This is a genomic window from Streptomyces sp. NPDC048560, assembly GCF_040650955.1.
Taxonomy (GTDB): Bacteria; Actinomycetota; Actinomycetes; order Streptomycetales; family Streptomycetaceae; genus Streptomyces.
On record NZ_JBEZIJ010000009.1, the window covers coordinates 376551 to 393432 of the forward strand.

The 16882-nt window shown below is 69.3% G+C and carries 11 protein-coding genes; 7 read left to right on the plus strand and 4 right to left on the minus strand.

Annotated elements, in window-relative coordinates; all coding sequences use genetic code 11:
* Positions 1-20: 20 nt before the first annotated feature.
* Positions 21-2372 (plus strand): AbfB domain-containing protein, encoded by a 2352-nt coding sequence (locus tag AB0C82_RS24960; RefSeq protein WP_362845847.1) that lies wholly within the window; start codon positions 21-23, stop codon positions 2370-2372.
* Between the two features lie 191 nt (positions 2373-2563).
* On the opposite strand, the gene AB0C82_RS24965 is transcribed toward AB0C82_RS24960, so the two are convergent.
* Both AB0C82_RS24965 and AB0C82_RS24970 read right to left on the minus strand, forming a co-directional pair.
* A complete protein-coding gene (locus AB0C82_RS24965; protein WP_362845849.1) occupies positions 2564-5902 on the minus strand; it encodes a LamG-like jellyroll fold domain-containing protein in 3339 nt (1112 codons plus the stop codon).
* Positions 5903-5997: 95 nt separating this feature from the next.
* Positions 5998-6189 (minus strand): hypothetical protein, encoded by a 192-nt coding sequence (locus AB0C82_RS24970; protein WP_362845851.1) that lies wholly within the window; start codon positions 6187-6189, stop codon positions 5998-6000.
* Between the two features lie 83 nt (positions 6190-6272).
* Between AB0C82_RS24970 and AB0C82_RS24975 the strand changes: the two genes are divergently transcribed.
* From AB0C82_RS24975 to AB0C82_RS24995, 5 genes are all read left to right on the plus strand, one after another.
* A complete protein-coding gene (locus tag AB0C82_RS24975) occupies positions 6273-7334 on the plus strand; it encodes a DUF2330 domain-containing protein (protein ID WP_362845853.1) in 1062 nt (353 codons plus the stop codon).
* Between the two features lie 506 nt (positions 7335-7840).
* Positions 7841-8833 (plus strand): UDP-glucuronic acid decarboxylase family protein, encoded by a 993-nt coding sequence (locus tag AB0C82_RS24980; protein WP_362845855.1) that lies wholly within the window; start codon positions 7841-7843, stop codon positions 8831-8833.
* A 121-nt stretch (positions 8834-8954) separates the two neighbouring features.
* A complete protein-coding gene (locus tag AB0C82_RS24985) occupies positions 8955-10811 on the plus strand; it encodes a glycosyltransferase family 2 protein (protein WP_362845857.1) in 1857 nt (618 codons plus the stop codon).
* Between the two features lie 43 nt (positions 10812-10854).
* A complete protein-coding gene (gene galE, locus AB0C82_RS24990; RefSeq protein WP_362845859.1) occupies positions 10855-11883 on the plus strand; it encodes a UDP-glucose 4-epimerase GalE in 1029 nt (342 codons plus the stop codon).
* A gap of 23 nt (positions 11884-11906) precedes the next feature.
* A complete protein-coding gene (locus tag AB0C82_RS24995) occupies positions 11907-13289 on the plus strand; it encodes a UDP-glucose/GDP-mannose dehydrogenase family protein (RefSeq protein ID WP_362845861.1) in 1383 nt (460 codons plus the stop codon).
* On the opposite strand, the gene AB0C82_RS25000 is transcribed toward AB0C82_RS24995, so the two are convergent.
* The gene (locus AB0C82_RS25000; RefSeq protein ID WP_362845863.1) at positions 13268-14881 is read right to left on the minus strand and encodes a right-handed parallel beta-helix repeat-containing protein; all 1614 of its coding nucleotides are present in this window, start codon (positions 14879-14881) and stop codon (positions 13268-13270) included. The two genes, AB0C82_RS24995 and AB0C82_RS25000, sit on opposite strands and share 22 nt — an antisense overlap.
* A 578-nt stretch (positions 14882-15459) precedes the next feature.
* Positions 15460-15690 carry a hypothetical protein gene (locus AB0C82_RS25005; RefSeq protein WP_362845865.1) on the minus strand — a complete coding sequence of 77 codons (231 nt, stop codon included), beginning with the start codon at positions 15688-15690 and terminating at the stop codon, positions 15460-15462.
* Between the two features lie 943 nt (positions 15691-16633).
* On the opposite strand from AB0C82_RS25005, the gene AB0C82_RS25010 reads away from it, so the two are divergent.
* On the plus strand, positions 16634-16861 hold the full coding sequence (locus AB0C82_RS25010) for a hypothetical protein (RefSeq protein WP_362845867.1): 228 nt from the start codon (positions 16634-16636) through the stop codon (positions 16859-16861).
* The last annotated feature ends 21 nt before the right edge of the window (positions 16862-16882 follow it).

Here is a 16882-nt window from a genome sequence, read left to right on the forward strand (position 1 = left end):
CCCCCACGAGAAGGAGAGAGATGAATTCCGTACGTGTACCCGGCCGCAGGCCGTGGTGGAGACGCTTGACCGTCGGCACGGGGCTTCTGGCCCTCGTCGCGACCGCGCTGGTCGGTGTCGGCGCGCCGCCCGCCCAGGCCGCGCCCACGGCCTGGGCGCCGAAGCCCTCCCCGATGACCACCCCGTGGACCGGCCAGGTCCCCGTGGACAAGCCGCTTCCGGAATACCCGCGCCCCCAGCTCACCCGTCCGGACTGGGCCAATCTCAACGGGATCTGGGACTTCGCCGTGACCGGGCGCGACGCCGGCCAGCCTGCCGCGTTCCCGGAGCAGATCAGGGTTCCGTTCGTCGCGGAGTCCGCGCTGTCGGGCATCAAACGCAGGATCACCGAGAACGACAAGCTCTGGTACAAGCGCACCTTCACGGTGCCATCGGACTGGAACGGCCGCCGTGTCGTGCTCAACTTCGGCGCTTCCGACTGGCAGAGCACGGTCTGGGTCAACGGCACGCAGGTCGGTGCCCACAAGGGCGGCTTCGACTCGTTCGCGTACGACATCACGCCTCGGCTGAACGGTGGCACGAACACCGTCGTGGTCTCGGTGTACGACCCCACCCAGACCGGCGGCCAGGCCGTGGGCAAACAGCGGATCAACGACGTGAACCCGCATCCGGGCGGCGGGATCTTCTACACCGCCGCCTCGGGCATCTGGCAGACCGTCTGGCTCGAACCCGTCGCCGCGTCACACATCACCCGGCTGGACATGGTGCCTGACCTGGCCGGCAGCACCCTGCGGGTGAAGGTACACGCGGCGTCCGGCGGTGGCCGCAGCGCCCGGGTCACGGTCTCCAGCGGGGGCACGGTGGTGGGTACGGCGACCGGGGCGCCCGGCGCGGAGATCGCCGTGCCGGTGCCCGGTCCCCGGCTCTGGAGCCCTGAGGACCCGTTCCTGTACGACGTGCGCGCGGAGCTGCTCGACCAGGCGTCCGTGGTGGACTCCGTGGGCAGTTACGCGGGTATGCGGTCGGTCGGCCTGGCAAGGACCGGCGGCATTCTGCGTCCGGTCCTCAACGGGAAGTTCGTCTTCCAGAGCGGCACGCTCGACCAGGGCTACTGGCCGGACGGCATCTACACGGCGCCCACCGACGCGGCCCTCAGGTCGGACCTGCAGGCCCACAAGGACCTGGGCTTCAACATGGTCCGCAAGCACATCAAGGTCGAACCGCAGCGGTGGTTCTACTGGGCGGACCGGCTGGGGCTCCTGGTGTGGCAGGACATGCCGTCGATGGACACCGGCAAGACGCCCGACAGCGCCGCGCGCATCCAGTGGGAGGCTGAGTACCACGCGATCATCGACCAGCACCGCAGTTCGCCGTCCGTGGTCATGTGGGTCAACCAGAACGAGGGCTGGGGGCAGTACGACCAGGCACGCATCGCCGACGAGGTGAAGGCGTACGACCCGTCCCGGCTGGTCAACAACATGAGCGGCGTCAACTGCTGCGGCTCCGTGGACGGCGGCAACGGTGACGTGGTCGACAACCACATCTACGTGGGCCCGGGCAACACCGCGCCCACCGCGACCCGGGCCGCGGTCCTCGGGGAGTTCGGCGGGCTGGGATACCGGGTCCCGGGGCACGAGTGGTATCCGGGCGGTGGATTCAGCTACGAGGACCAGGCGAGCGTCTCCGCCCTGAACAACCGCTTCACTGGGCTCCTCGACAGCATCCGCATCGGGCAGATGCCGGCCGGTCTCTCGGCCTCCGTGTACACGGAGATCACGGACGTCGAGAACGAGGCGAACGGCCTGCTCACCTACGACCGCCAGGTGGTCAAGGTCGACGCGGCGCGCGTGAAGGCCGCCAACCAGGCCCTGATCCAGGCCTCCAGGACTCCCGTACCCCCTGTCACTCTGCCCACCGGCCAGTTCACGTCCCTCCGGGTCACCACACCGGGGCACACGAACAAGTACCTGCGCCACCAGGAGCAGCTCGCCTTCACCGCGGTCGTGGACGGCGGCAGCACCGCACTGCTGAAGAACGACGCCACCTGGAAGGTCGTCACCGGGCTGGCGAACAGCAACTGCTACTCGCTGGAATCCCGCAACTACCCCGGTGAGTACCTCCGGCACCGGGACTTCCGGGTCCGGCGCGACGCGGACGACGGCTCCGCGCTGTTCAGGGCGGACGCCACCTGGTGCGCGGTCGCGGGAACGGGCGGGGTGCGGCTGACCAGCGCCAATCTGCCCGGCAGCTACCTGCGCCACATCGGCTCCGAGGTGTGGCTGGCCACACCGGGCGGTTCGCACGCGTGGGACAACCCGGCCACCTTCACCGAGGACATCACCTGGGCGGTGGAAGCCCCCTGGGCTCCCTGAGGTGATCCCTGAGCCCGGCGTCGGCCCCGACAGGTCGACGCCGGGCTCTCTCGTGCGCTCGCGGCCGTCCTCGGACGTCGCCCGTCACCGGGGCTCACAGGTGTGCTGCCTTCCCGGATCCTTCCCGTGACATGCCGAACTCCCGGCAGCGCGTACGCCGCGCTGCCGGGAGCGGTACGCGGGCCTCGGCCCTACGGCTTCTCGCCGTCGTGGAGTGCGGTCACCTCCTGGTCACTCAGCGCCTTGTCGTACACCCGCACCTGGTCGATGGAGCCGTTCCAGAAGTCGACGTTGCCGCCCGACCACCTGGCGCGGCCCACGGAGAGCGCGCCGGTGCTGACATCGGCGGCCCCGGCCGCGACGGTTGCGGCGAGCTCGCCGTCGACGTACAGCTTGATCTGGCCGCCGCTGCGCACGCCGACGAGGTGGTACCACCGGCCGAGCTCGGGCGTCACCTCGAACCGGGCCCGGTTGCCGCCTGGCGTGGAGAAGGCGAACGCGCCCTGTCCGTACTGGAGGTAGAACGGGTTCTCCGTGCGGCGGCCGTCCTGACTCACGACGGTGGCGTAGTTGCCCGGGAGCGTGTCCAGGGAGGCCCAGGCGGAGACGGTGTAGTCGGTGGTGGTGTCGACCACCGGGCCGCTCGTCTGGGCGTACTGTCCCTTGCCGTCGAACTTCAGCGCGGATCCGTGCACTCCGGTGGTCCAGGACGCACCCCCGGTGAGCGTGAGGTCCTTGTGGTTGGGTCCGCTGTCGGCCGCCGTGGTACCGCCGTTCTCGTCGAGGGACCAGGCGCCGCCGCCCTTGACCGCGTCCCGGTCACCCGCGGCGGCACCCGCCGCGATGACCTCTTCGTTGATCTTCCGCACCTGCGCCTGGTCGACCTTGATGTCCCGGCGGTCGTACGTCCAGAGTCCGTTGAGCTCGTTCTCCAGATCGGTCACCTGGGTGTAGACGGATCCGGAGAGCTCGGCGCCGGCCGCTTCCAGGTAGTGCGTACGGGTGTTCTCCACGTACTTGGCGGTGAGCGCGGCCTTGTCGGCGACGCCGCTGTAGATCACCGTCGGGGTGCCCGGCCACATGTGTCCGGGGGCGCGCAGCGTGAAGCCGCCGTGCTCCCCGTCCATCGCCGCCCGGTGGTCCGGGAAGGGGGCGTCGGTGTTGTTGTAGTCGTGGTGGTCGATGATGTCGCCCTTGCCACTGTCCCCCTTGGAGTTGCAGCAGTTGACGCCACTGTGGGCGTTGACGACCCGTGAGGGGTCGGCGGCCTGGACGGACTCGGTGATCCGCCCGGTCTCCGTGCGGTCCCACTCACCCCAGCCCTCGTTGAAGACGATCCATCCGCCGATCGAGGGGTAGTTGTGCAGCTGCTCCATCATCTCGGCGCCCTGGTCGAGGAACGCCTTGTGGCCCTTCTCCCCCGTCAGGTCGCCCGAGACGAAGTCCTGCCACACCAGGAGACCCAGCCGGTCGGCGTGGTGGTACCAGCGGGCGGGCTCGACCTTGATGTGCTTGCGTACGGCGTTGAAGCCGAGGTCCTTCTGTGTCTTCAGGTCGAAGACGAGGGCCGCGTCGCTGGGCGGCGTGTTGAGCCCGTCGGGGTAGAAGCCCTGGTCGAGCTGGGCGAGGGAGAAGAACGGCTTTCCGTTCAGCACGAGCTTCTGGTAGCCGCCGACCTTCTCGACGCCGAAGGAACGCATGCCGAAGTAGCTGTCGACGGTGTCCTTCGACCTGCCGTCGCGCAAGGTGACTTCCAGGTCGTAGAGGTAGGGGTCGTCCGGCGTCCACAGGTGCTGCTTCGCGACCGGCAGGCTGAGCTCGCTGTTGGCCGGTCCGGTGACGCGGCCGACGACCTCGCCCTTCTTGTCACGCGCGACGGCGGTGATCCGGGCAGCCCCGGTCGCACCCTCGGAGTTGACCGTCAGAGCCAGTCGTCCCTTGTCGATGTCGGGCGTCGCCCTGAGGGAGTCGACCGCGGCAGACGCGACGGGCTCCATCCACACGGTCTGCCAGATGCCGGAGGACGCGGTGTAGAAGATGCCGCCGGGGTTGCTGGACTGCTTGCCCGTGGGCTGGTCGCGTCCGGTGGTGTCGGTGACCGCGACGACGATCTCCTGCGGGCCGCGGCCCTTGAGCGCGTCGGTGATGTCGGCGCTGAAGGCCGTGTAGCCGCCGGTGTGCTCGGCGACCTGCTCGCCGTTCACCCACACGCGTGCCTGGTAGTCGACGGCGCCGAAGTTGAGCTTCAGGCGCTTCGCGTGGTCGCCGTTCTTGCCGACCGACCAGTTCTTGGGAACCGTGACGAGCTTGCGGTAGAACATGTGGTCTTCGTGGCGTTCGAGTCCGGACAGCTGCGACTCGACGGGGAACGGCACGGTGATGCGCTCGTCGAGCGTCCTGCCGAAGACCGGCTGCTCACCCGCGGCCGCGCCGGCGAACTCCCACGGCCCGTTGAGGTTCTTCCACTGCTTGCGCACCTGTTGCGGGCGCGGGTACTCGGGCAGCGGGTTCTGACGGTCGAGCTTCTCGCCCCACGGGGTCAGCAGCCGGTGCGTGGAGAGGTTCTTGGCCCTGCGGCTGATCTCGGGGACGGTCTCGTCGCCGTTCTTCAGGCCGCCCTCGCCGTCGTACGCCACCCGGACCTGCTGGTTCTTCTGGATCGGCTCGGCGAGGTCGACGACGAGCGCCTTCGGGTTGTCGGAAGCCCTGGTGACCGATGTGACCGGCATGGGCGTGGTGTCGGCCTCGATCACGAGGTGGTCCTTCACGCCCTCGACGTCCGCCACCTCGCCGTCGAAGGTCGCCTGCAGCTTCCGGCCGTCCTCGCCGACGGTCAGCGCGACCGGGTAGACCTCGAAGTCGGCAGGCGGGGTGAAGGCGGACTCCGGCACGATCTGCTTGGCGAGCCCCGGGCTCGACCAGCGCAGGAACATGTTGGCGCCGCCGATGTCCTGGAACATCTCCAGCCGGAACTCGTGGGGTTCACCGGCGTTCAGAGCGACCGGCTCGCTGGTCTGTTCCTTGTCCCAGTCCGGGACCCAGTGGTCGATGACCGGCTCGTCGTCGATGAAGAGCCGGAAGCCGTTGTCACCGATCGCGGAGAAGGTGTACTCGCCCGTACTCGGGGCCTCGATCTGTCCGGTCCAGCGAGCGGTGGTGTGCTCGGACTTGCCGGTGGCGGACTCGAAGGCGCCTGTCAGGCCGGGGAAGTTGATCTCCGGATCGAGTGTCACCCCGCCCAGCTCGGCGAAGTCGCGGGCGCCCGGGGCGGACATGGCGAAGTACTCGCCCTTGAGGCCGTTCACCTCGATGGACGGCTCTTCCGTCACGAAGGCGGCGGCGGAGGCCGCGTCGGCGGCTGCGGCCGTGACAGGGGCTGCCGCGGCGGCCGGTATCAGTGTCGCCCCCAGCGGGAGCAGAAGCGCCGCCGCGCAGGCGATGGTCCTGAACAAGGCGCGGGGGCGGGTTGGTTCTCGTCTCAAGGCGTCGTCCTCATCGAAGAAGCCGGAGTGCCTCGACCCGCGAGGCACTGCACATAGACGAACATTGAGCCACAGCATCAAACACCTGACTACGGTCGTGCACAGAGAATTTTCAACGATAGAAAAATGAGGCCGTTTCCGGTTCACCCCTCCGCCGGCCCATCGGCATCCGGAGCCGGGAGCGTGTCGAGCCGGTCGGTGAGCCCCCGTCCGCCGGTCGCCTTCGCGCCGGTGCGCGCCGGTACGGGCGGCGTGCTCAGGGCCCGTTCGAGGGTCTGGCCGGGCTCGTGGCGCACGGCATCCCGGAGCTCACGGCCCTGCCGGTCCCTTGCCACTGCTGGACACCACCGCCTCCCGGAACCAGATCTTCGTACTCGGCGTCTGAGGCGACATGCGGGGGACACACAGGATTCTGACCATGATCATCGCGCTGCTCGCGCTCCAGCTCGGCTCACTGATCGCGCCGGCGTACGCATGTGGCTGCGGAGCCATGGTCCCGGACCGCAACCAGCACATCGGTGTGGACCGGGAGACCTCCGCCGTGCGGTGGGACGGCCGTACGGAAGAGATCGTGATGCGCTTCACCGTGCGCGGGACCGCCGAGCGCGCCGCGTGGATCATGCCCGTGCCCGGCCGGGCCGACGTGCGGCTCGGCGACGCGGACCTCTTCGACGAGCTCGAACAGCTCACCCGCCCGGAGCACGAGGACCGGCACTACTTCTGGCCACGCGCCAAGGACTGGCCGTTCGCCGGCGGTTCCTCGGACGGGGCGGGCGCCGCACCACCCCGCGCCGGCGCGGTCGGGGTCGTCGGCCGCGAGCGACTCGGCCCCTTCGACGTGGCACGGCTCACCGCCACCGACCCGAAGGCGCTGGGCGACTGGCTGGAGGGGAACGGTTTCGAGCTCTCCGACGGGCTCACGGCCGGACTCCGGCCGTACGTGGAGCAGAAGTGGGAGTACGTCGCGGTCCGCCTCGCGCCCGACGCGGAAGGCTCGACGCTCGGCGGCGAACTGGACCCCCTGCACATCAGCTTCGCCAGTGAGCGGCTGATCTACCCCATGCGGCTCTCCCGTCTCGCCAAGACCCCCCAGTCCCTCGGCCTGTACGTCCTCGCCGAGCACCGCATGGAGCCGCGTGGCGACATCGGCGGGCGGGCCCCGGAGGTGACGTTCGCCGGGGCGATCGAGCCGGAGGGCGCTGTCGCCGAACTCACGGGCGGCGACAAGCGGGTGTACCTGACCGCGATCGACCAGTCGTTTCCCTCCCCGAAGCGGATCGACGGCGACCACGAACTGACCGCGGCGACCGCCGACACCCCGTACCGGGAGGTGATCCACCACGACCGGCTCCTGACGGTCGGCGGTGGGATCCCGGTCTGGTTCCTCACGGTGGCGGGCGTGCTGGTCGCGGCCACCGGGACGGCTCTGACGGTACGGGTCCGGCGGCGCCGCCGCCCCGCGGCGCTCTCGGCGTCATGAACCACGATCACCGAACCGTTGCCTGCCGCTGGGTGACGACCTGATCGGTACGCCGCCCGCGCGCTGACCGCCGGTTCGGACCTCCATGGCGCCACGACCCGAAGGTCCGCTCCGCGAGCACCGTCAGCACGCGCCGCACCGGGGGACGAGAACCGGGGGCGAGAGCGGGCGCGTGCGCCCTCGCACGCCCGGCCCGGCCCGCCGAGGGAGCCACTCGATGCGCGTCACACGTCGCGGCGGGGCGGCGGCGGCCCGACGCGCGCGGTGATCGTTCACACGCGTGAGTGAAGGGTTCGCACGTATGCGCTGACCGCGGCCTGTGATGCCACCCGTGACACGTACCAGCCAGCCATGCGGAACGGGCCGGGAGACGTCCGATTCCCGTGGCGACCGAACAGCCCATTCCCCGGAGAGGCCTCCAGGCCACGCCCCTGTCCGCCCATATTGTTTTCTTGCGGATTCGAAGGATCCGCTTTCCGTCTTTCGTCCCCTCCTGGAGAAAAGCCATGCGCGTTGCAGTGACCGGCGGCGGGGGATTCTTGGGCTCACACCTGTGTGAGGCACTATTGCGGCGCGGTGATTCCGTCGTATGCCTCGACGACTTCTCCACGGGAAAGCCCGAGAACATCGCACACCTGCGTGAGTTCCGCGCGTTCGAATTCATTCTCGCCGATGTGAGCGAAGCGGTCGAGGTGCACGGCCCGCTCGACGCGGTCGCTCACCTCGCGAGCCCCGCCTCACCACCCGACTACCTGCGCCGGCCCCTGGAAACCCTGGCGGTGGGCAGCCGCGGCACCGAGAACGTGCTGCGCCTCGCGGAGCGGAACGGGGCCCGCTTCCTGCTCGCCTCGACGAGTGAGGTCTACGGCGACCCCGTGATCCACCCGCAGGACGAGGACTACTGGGGGAACGTGAACCCGGTCGGACCGCGCAGCGTGTACGACGAGGCCAAGCGATACGCGGAAGCGGTCACAATGGCCTATCACCGGAGCCGCGGTGTCGACGTGGGAATCGTCCGCATTTTCAACACCTACGGCCCCCGAATGCGCCCGCACGACGGCCGTGTCGTCTCAAGTTTCATCACACAGGCGCTCACCGGCGAACCGCTCACGATTTACGGCGACGGCAAGCAGACGCGGAGCTTCTGCTATGTCGACGACCTGATCCGAGGCATTGTCGCCATGCTGGACTCACGCGTCACGGGACCGGTCAATCTCGGAAATCCGGAGGAGCGGACGGTACTCGAACTCGCCGAGCTCGTACTCGAACTCACGGGCTCGGCATCGGACGTCCAGTACCACCCGCTCCCGACGGACGACCCCACCCGCAGGCGACCGGTGATCACCCGGGCACGTGAACAGCTCGGCTGGGAGCCGGAGGTGGAGGTCCGGCAAGGGCTGCGCAGGACCGTCGAGTCGTTCATGGAGCGGCCCAAGGACATCGCGGTGGGAGCCGCGGCGATCCGCGGCGGGCAGCAGGACACCGTCCCGGTTCCGTGATCCCCCGCACGCCGGCTCGCACCCCGCCCCCGGCCCGGGCGTCGTGCCGATGCCCTCACGCATCGGCACGACGCCGCGTACGGCCGCACAAACTCGGCGACCTTCCTCCTGGAGCACACAGATGACGCAGGCCGCACCAGGCCCTGCCTTCGAGGCCGACACGATCACCCGCACGTCACCCGACGCGCTCCCCGGCGAGATCCAGGCACTCTCCGCGGGGAACGTCGTGGGGATCTCCCCCGACGGGCCCGTGTTCGGGAGCCCTCCCCGTAAGGCCATGACACGAGCCGGCAGCTTCGTCTCCCAGTTCTCCCGCGCCGAACGCTTCAAAGTGACGCTGCTCAGCGCCGGATGGCTGGCCGGGCTCGTCTGGTTCTGGGTCTGGTGGCTCCAGCCCGAACACCGGGTCGGCTGGACGGGGCTGATCGTCAACAGCGCCCTGCTGATCTACCTGGCCCTCCTGCCCCTCCAGTTCGTGCTCGTGTGCACCCGGATGCGCCGCTTCGACCCGTCCGTCGCCGTCCCCGAGCTGAGGACGGCCTTCGTGGTGACCCGCGCGCCCTCGGAGCCCTGGGACGTGGCCCGTACGACCCTCCTCGCGATGCTCGACCAGGCGTTCCCGTACTGGTACGACGTGTGGCTGTGCGACGAGGATCCCACCGAGGAGATCGTCGCCTGGTGCCGTGAGAACGGTGTCGGGCTCTCCTGCCGTCGGGGCGTAACCGACTACCACCGAGCCACCTGGCCGCGCCGCACCCGCTGCAAGGAAGGCAACCTCGCCTACTTCTACGACCACGGGGGCTACGAGAACTACGACGTCGTCGCCCAGCTCGACTGCGACCACGTTCCCCACCGCGACTACCTGAGCGAGATGGTACGGCCCTTCGCCGACCCCGCCATCGGCTACGTCGGTGCCCCCAGCATCTGCGACTCCAACGCCGACGCCTCCTGGTCGGCGCGCGGCCGGCTCCACCAGGAGGCGGCCTTCCACGGTGCCTTCCAGCTCGGACACTCCGAGGGATACGGTCCGCTGTGCATCGGCTCGCACTACGCCGTACGCACCCAGGCCCTGCGTGAGATCGGTGGCCTGGGGCCCGAGCTGGCCGAGGACTTCTCCACCACCTTCCTGATGAACTCAGGGGGATGGCACGGTGCCTTCGCCATCGACGCCGAGGCGCACGGCGAGGGCCCGATCACGTTCGCCGCCATGACCACGCAGGAATTCCAGTGGTCGCGGAGTCTCTCCGTCCTCCTCTTCGCCGTGCTCCCGAAGCACCTCGGCCGGATGAACCGTCGGCTCAGGGTGCGGTTCGGGCTCATCGCCCTCTACTACCCGCTCCTCGCGACAGCGACGGCCGTAGGCATCGCCCTCCCCCCGATCGCGGCCGTGACCGGCAGGTCCTGGATCAACGTCAACTACTTCTCCTTCCTCGGCCACTTCTGGGCCATGTCCGTGTGGCTGGTCCTCCTCACCCTCACGGTCCGCCGCTGCGGTCTGCTGCGCCCGCGCGACGCACCCGTCGTCAGCTGGGAGAAATGGCTCTTCACGCTGACCCGTTGGCCATTCGTGGCCGCGGGCATCGCCGCCGCCGTGGTGCAGCGCCTGCGCAAGCGACCTGTCGTGTTCAAGGTCACCCCCAAGTCCCGCAACGGCCTTGAGCGACTGCCGCTGCGCCTCGTGGCCCCGTACCTGGTCATCAGCTGCGCACTGTCCTCGGCGGCGGTCGCCGGCGAACTCACCGGCCCCGCGGCGGGTTACGTCTTCCTGTGCATCGTCGGCTCCCTGTCGTACGCCGTGGTCACCTTCGCCGTGGCCACCCTGCACGTCGTCGAAGCCGCCCGGAGCGCCGGAATCCGTGCCCACCGGGCCCTCGTCACCGCATGGCTGCCCCTGCTCGCGGGCACCCTCGCGCTTCTCCCCCTCGCCCTGGCCTCCTACCTGTACCCGGTCTACCTCGCCGGTGTCCTGGGCTGGTGACCGGGCTCGCCCCCCTCCCCCACACGAACCAGAAAGGTGCCCCATGCCCGGTCCCTCCACCGTCCTCGTGACTGGTGCCGCCGGCTTCATCGGCAGCCACACCTGTGTCGAACTCCTGGAGCACGGCCACGAGGTCGTGCTGGTCGACAACTACTCCAACAGCTCTCCCCAGGCCGTGGAACGCATCGCGAAGGTCGCCGGCCGTCCGCCGGTCGCCGTGTACGAGGCCGACCTGCTCGACCGGCGGGCGCTCGGCAAGGTCTTCGCGAACCACTCCTTCGACGCCGTCATCCACTTCGCCGCCAAGAAGGCGGTGGGCGAGTCCGTGGAACTCCCCGTCGAGTACTACGACACGAACGTCGGCGGGACGACCGCGCTGCTGCGTGCCATGCACGACCACGGCGTACACCGCCTCGTCTTCTCCTCCTCCTGCTCGATCTACGGCGACACCACCAAGGTGCCGCTGACCGAGAGCGACCCGGCCCGCCCCACCAACCCGTACGCCACATCCAAGTGGATGTGCGAGCAGGTGCTGTCGGACGTCTGCCGCCGGATCCCCGAACTGTCGGTACTGGCACTGCGCTACTTCAACCCGGTCGGCGCGCACCCCTCCGGTCTGCTGGGCGAAGTTCCTCGCGGAGTACCCAACAACGTCATGCCGTACGTCGCGCAGGTCGCGGCCGGGCGGCTCGACCGGCTGAAGATCTTCGGCGACGACTACCCCACCCCGGACGGCACAGGTGTCCGCGACTACATCCACGTCATGGACGTCGCCGAGGGGCACCGGGTCGCCCTGGACCACCTCGACGACGAACGGGGGATGCGGGTCCTGAACCTCGGCACGGGACGCGGAACCTCCGTACGCCAGCTCGTGGCGGCGTTCGAGGACGTCTGCGGCAAGCCGGTCCCCTGCGAGATCACCGCTCGCCGCCCCGGTGACGTGGCGGAGCTGGTGGCCGACCCCACCGCCGTCGCGCGGGCATGGGGCTGGACCACCACACGGGACCTGACCGCCATGGTCGAGGACGCATGGCGCTTCCAGAGGTCCAACCCGTCCGGCTACTCGAACTGAACCCCAGACAGGAGCAGAACACCATGCGGTTGACCGTCATCGGAACGGGCTACCTGGGTGCCGTGCACGCCGCGTGCATGGCGGACATCGGGCACGAGGTGCTCGGCGTCGACATCGACGCCCACCGGATCGCCATGCTCAGCGAGGGCAGAACCCCCTTCTACGAACCAGGGCTCCAGGAAACGCTCACGCGGGGCGTCGACTCGGGCCGCCTGCGGTTCACCACCTCTCTGCGGGAGGCCGCCGAGTTCGGCGACGTCCACTTCGTCTGCGTCGGCACCCCCCAGAAGGAGGGCTCCCAGGCCGCGGACCTGCGGTACGTCGACGCGGTCGTCGAGGGGCTGGCACCGCACCTTCGACGACGGTGCCTGATCGTGGGCAAGTCGACGGTACCGGCGGGCACCACGGCCCAGCTGGAAGTGCGCCTCGACACCCTCGCCCCCATGGGCGCGGACGTCGAGGTCGCGTGGAACCCCGAGTTCCTCCGGGAGGGCCACGCCGTCGAGGACACCCTGCGTCCCGACCGGATCGTGGCAGGCGTCTCGTCATCGCGTGCCGACTCCGTCCTGCGGGAGGTGTACGCACCGATGCTGCGGGACGGCGTTCCCTTCATCAGCACCGACCCGGCGACCGCGGAGCTGGTGAAGGTGGCGGCGAACTCCTTCCTCGCCACGAAGATCTCCTTCATCAACGCGATGGCCGAGGTGTGCGAGGCCGCCGGAGCGGATGTCACCACTCTCTCGGAGGCACTCGGTCACGACACCCGCATCGGGCGCCCGTTCCTTTCCGCGGGGCTCGGTTTCGGCGGCGGCTGTCTGCCCAAGGACATCCGGGCGTTCATGGCACGTGCCGGTGAACTCGGTGTCGGCGACTCCGTGGCGTTTCTCCGCCAGGTCGACGAGATCAACGGGCGCCAGCGGAGCCGCACGGTCGACATCGCCCGGAGCATGGTCGGCGGCGATCTCGCGGGCCGCCGCATCGCCGTACTCGGTGCCACGTTCAAGCCGAACAGCGACGACGTACGCGACTCGCCCGCACTCTCCGTCGCCGCAGCGGTCCACCGGGAGGGCGGGATCGTGAGGCTCTACGACCCGGAGGGAATCGAGAACGCCAGGTCCGTACTGCCACAGCTCGAGTACGTCCACGACGTGGCGAAGACGTGCGAGGACGCCGACCTCGTCCTGCACCTCACGGAGTGGTCCGAGTTCCGCCGGATCGACCCCGCGGTGCTCGCGGCCTCGGTATCCGTTCCGAGGATCCTCGATGCCCGCAACGCGCTCGACGCCACGCTCTGGCGATCCGCGGGCTGGACCGTGCGCGCACTCGGGAGGCCGACGCCGCCGGCCCTGCCGAACCAGCAGGCGACGGCCCCCGTGACCGCGGTCTACTCCTCCGACCTGGGCTGAGCCGCTCCGGCGGCTGCTGTCGGAGCGAGGCGTTCACCGAAGTAGTCCACCGATCCGGGATCGATGCCCAGCTCCTGGAGATCGAGCGCGGCCGCGGTCAGTTCGTCCGAACAACCCGGCACCATCATGGCGGCCCCCTTCACACTTCTGACGGGGGCCGTCGCGCTCTCCATGCACGGATCGGCGTCCGAGCCCGTGGGGCCGGAGTCGTCCTCCTCCTGTCCGCCGGCGGAACGCCAGGAGTCGAGCGTCCGGTAGCTCTCGGCGCCCCATCGCACCTTCCAGCTGTCCGTGCTGAAGTAGTCGTTGCCCTGCAGTGCGACGTCGCCCGCCCTGAAGGCCTTGGTCGACAGCACGAGGGGCCCGCCGTCCGTGACGAAGATGTTGTTCCGGATTCTCGCGTCGGTCAGCCCCTCCTCGAGCCGGAGGGCGGGGGCGGCTTCCGGCACACGGTTCGAGGCCTTCATCACCACCGTGTTGTGGTAGATGTCCAGATCCCTGACACGGCCGCCGTAGGCGACGATCCCGCCGTAGTGGGGCTGCTCCCGGGAATCGCCGTGGCTGAGGTTGAAGCGCACGACGTTGTCCCGGTGCGCGCCGTTCCGGTCGCGGGTGTAGAGGAGATAGCCCGGTCCGTCGTTCCCGAAGGCGAAGTTGTACTGGAGGACCGACGAGGAGACGTTGTTGTCCAGGCCGAAGCCACCGCCGTCCACGTCGGAGCCCGACCGGTTGGCGTAGGAGGCGCTGTGCTCGATGAGCACGCGGGTCGAGTCGTAGGTCCAGATCCCCTCGGGCCCTTCCGCTGCCCGCCTCGACGACTTCAGCCCGTTGTGATGAGCCGTCGACCGTTGGACCTTGGCGTTGCGGACGCTGCCCAGGATGATCCCGCTGCCGGTGTTGCGACTGCCCGCCTTCGGGTCGCCCGAGTTCCCGTACGCCTGGACCCGTACGAGTGAGACCCGCTCGTGCGCGTACACCGGGTCGTCCGAGTCGAACTCGGGGCCCATGGAGGAGATGCCCACGTCCTTGTTGTCATGGACGGCGGAGTCGCTGATGCGTACATCCCGGAAGCCCGTTCCGGCGTTGGCGCCGACGAGGGTTACCCCGGTGCGGAAGTGGGAGACGTCGACCCCCGAGACGACCACGTGCGACAGTTTCCGGTCATTCGGGAGGTTGCTGAACAGCACGACCCCGCCACTCCCGACGTACGAGCGTTCGTCGCCGACCAGTTCGAGGTCCCGGATTTCGACGCCGGCCGTGTTGTAGACGGAGATTCCCGCCTTTCCGGGGGGAACGATCGTCGCGCGTCCCTCGCCGTACGACTCGATCACGACGGGCCGCTTCGCGTCGCCCGCCTCCTTCTCGCCGATCGACAGGGAGCCCGGGTACCGGCCGTCCCCGCGCAGCCGGAGGCGGTCGCCCGGCCGGTAGTTCGCCGCGTCGGCCTTGCGCAGCGTGCGCCAGGCCCGCTTCCGGGAGAGCCCGTCGTTCTCGTCGTCGCCGTCGGGGCTCACGTAGAACGTGAAGCCCTCGGCAGCGTTCTCGCGGGGCGGGGCATAGGTCTCCGGCAGCGAGCAACCGGCCGCGGCCAACAGAGCGGCGACCAGCGCGCACGGTACGGCTCGTGAGCGGTACAGCCGGTTCCGCCCTGGAACCTCCCCGCCGCCCGAATCCGAAGTGCCCCCCGGCCTCTGCGTTCGTTCCTGCATCGACGCTCGCGCTCCCTGACTGTCTGGTGCATCAACGGTGTCCAGGAAGCCTGACAGAGAGTGCGGGCCTGCTCACGGAAATGACATGACGCACAGGGCTGAAGAATGACGGGGGCGTGCTCGCCCGGGTGAACGGAGCGGCGATGCACGAGCAACAGGAACGTACGAGCAGGTGGACGCGCGCCTGCGCGCCCGGGCACACATCGCGCAGGTGCATTTCAGCGGCCGGGGGCCGGCGTGCGCAGGGCCCTCACTTCACTGAAGTGAGGGCCCTGCGCTTGATGTCGCGTCAGCCGCGGTGCAGACCACGGCCCTTTCGGACGTACAGCACGGTTCCTCCGAGGACGAGCGCCACGCTCAGTGCGGCTACGCCCATGAGGAAGGGCTCGCTGCCGGTGTCGGGGAGTTGCGGATGTCCGGGGTGAGTCGAGGTCGGGGTGGGGGTCGGCGTCGGCGTCGGTTCACCGCTGGGCGTGTCCGGCTTCGTCGTCGGAGACGTCGTGGTGGATGAGGTGGGGGATGTCGTGGGGGACGACTGCGAGGGCGACGGGGTCGGGTGCGTCGTTGGATGCGTCGGCGTCGGAGTCGGGTGCGTGGGGGTCGGGTGCGTGGGAGTCGGGTGCGTGGGAGTCGGGTGCGTCGTCGGGTGCGTGGGAGTCGGGTGCGTCGTCGGGTGCGTCGGCTCCTCGCAACCCGGGCCCGGATGCCCACCGGGCGCCGGCTCCTCACACGGACCGTCCGGCTTCGTCGGCGGGGTCGAGGGGCCGGTCGGCGTGGGCGTGGGATGACCGGGATGCCCCTCGCCGTATTCGTCCTCGCCGTATTGGTCCCCGCCGTATTCGTCCCCGCCGTATTGGTCCTCGCCGTATTGGTCCCCGCCGTATTCGTCCCCGCCGTATTGGTCCTCGCCGTATTCGTCCCCGCCGGATCCGTCCGGGGCGCCGTCCGGGGCGTCACCGGAGGGAGCGCACAAGTAGTCCACCACCGTCACGACGACTTCGCCGAGGCCGCACAGGTCTGCGGAGAGTGGACCGTTCCCCTGGTGGCTGCCGACCGAGGTGTACCCGGACGTATCCGCAGTGCTGCCGGCGGAGTTCGCCGCCGCGAAGCCGCCGGTAAGCGACACGACCCCCGCCACGGCGGCAGCGGTCAAAAGCCTCTTGCTGATGATGGAACGCATATCGCCCTTCCTCATGAGAGAGGGAAAGGCCGTCGGGCCGCAGGGCCCGGCGGCCTGACCGCTTCTCGTCAGTCACCGATCGACCACTGCGGAAAGCGCGGCGGACCCTTGTGCGGATGCCGGGTCAGGCAGCACATCGCAGCCGTAGCCCCGAACTCCGAGGGCCCACCTTCCACGAGGGGGTCGCTGGGGAGCGTAAGAAGGTTCCGTGGCGGAAAACCGACCACCACGCGACTGGCAGTCCGTAAATCATCCTATTAGCCGCATCAGGTGAGATGGCGGGCATCGCAAAAGATCGGTCGCGCCACACTCTCCGCCAACGGGCGGGGCACCAAATCAGAGGAGGGGCCATCGGAATTGAGCTTGAACTGCACTCGGGGCGACCCGCGCGAAAGGGCTCGTCCCGGGAGACCTTTCTGCGGGGCTCGTACGAGCACGGTGAAGCGCTGTCGCGGGTGCTGAGCAAACTCGACCGCCATGGCTCGGGCAAGCTCTGCTGGGTGGATCCGTACGGCGACACGCTGTTCAACGAACAGGAAGCTCAAGTCGTACGCCACGAAGTCGCCGCTCTGGCACACAAGAGCGCAGACGACCGGGAGAAGGCCGCTCTGCTCGACCTTGCCGAGATCCTTGACGCGTGCGCGGCGACTCCGGGCAGCTACTTGTGGTTCATGGGTGACTAGCCATACCCGGGGAGGGCCGCT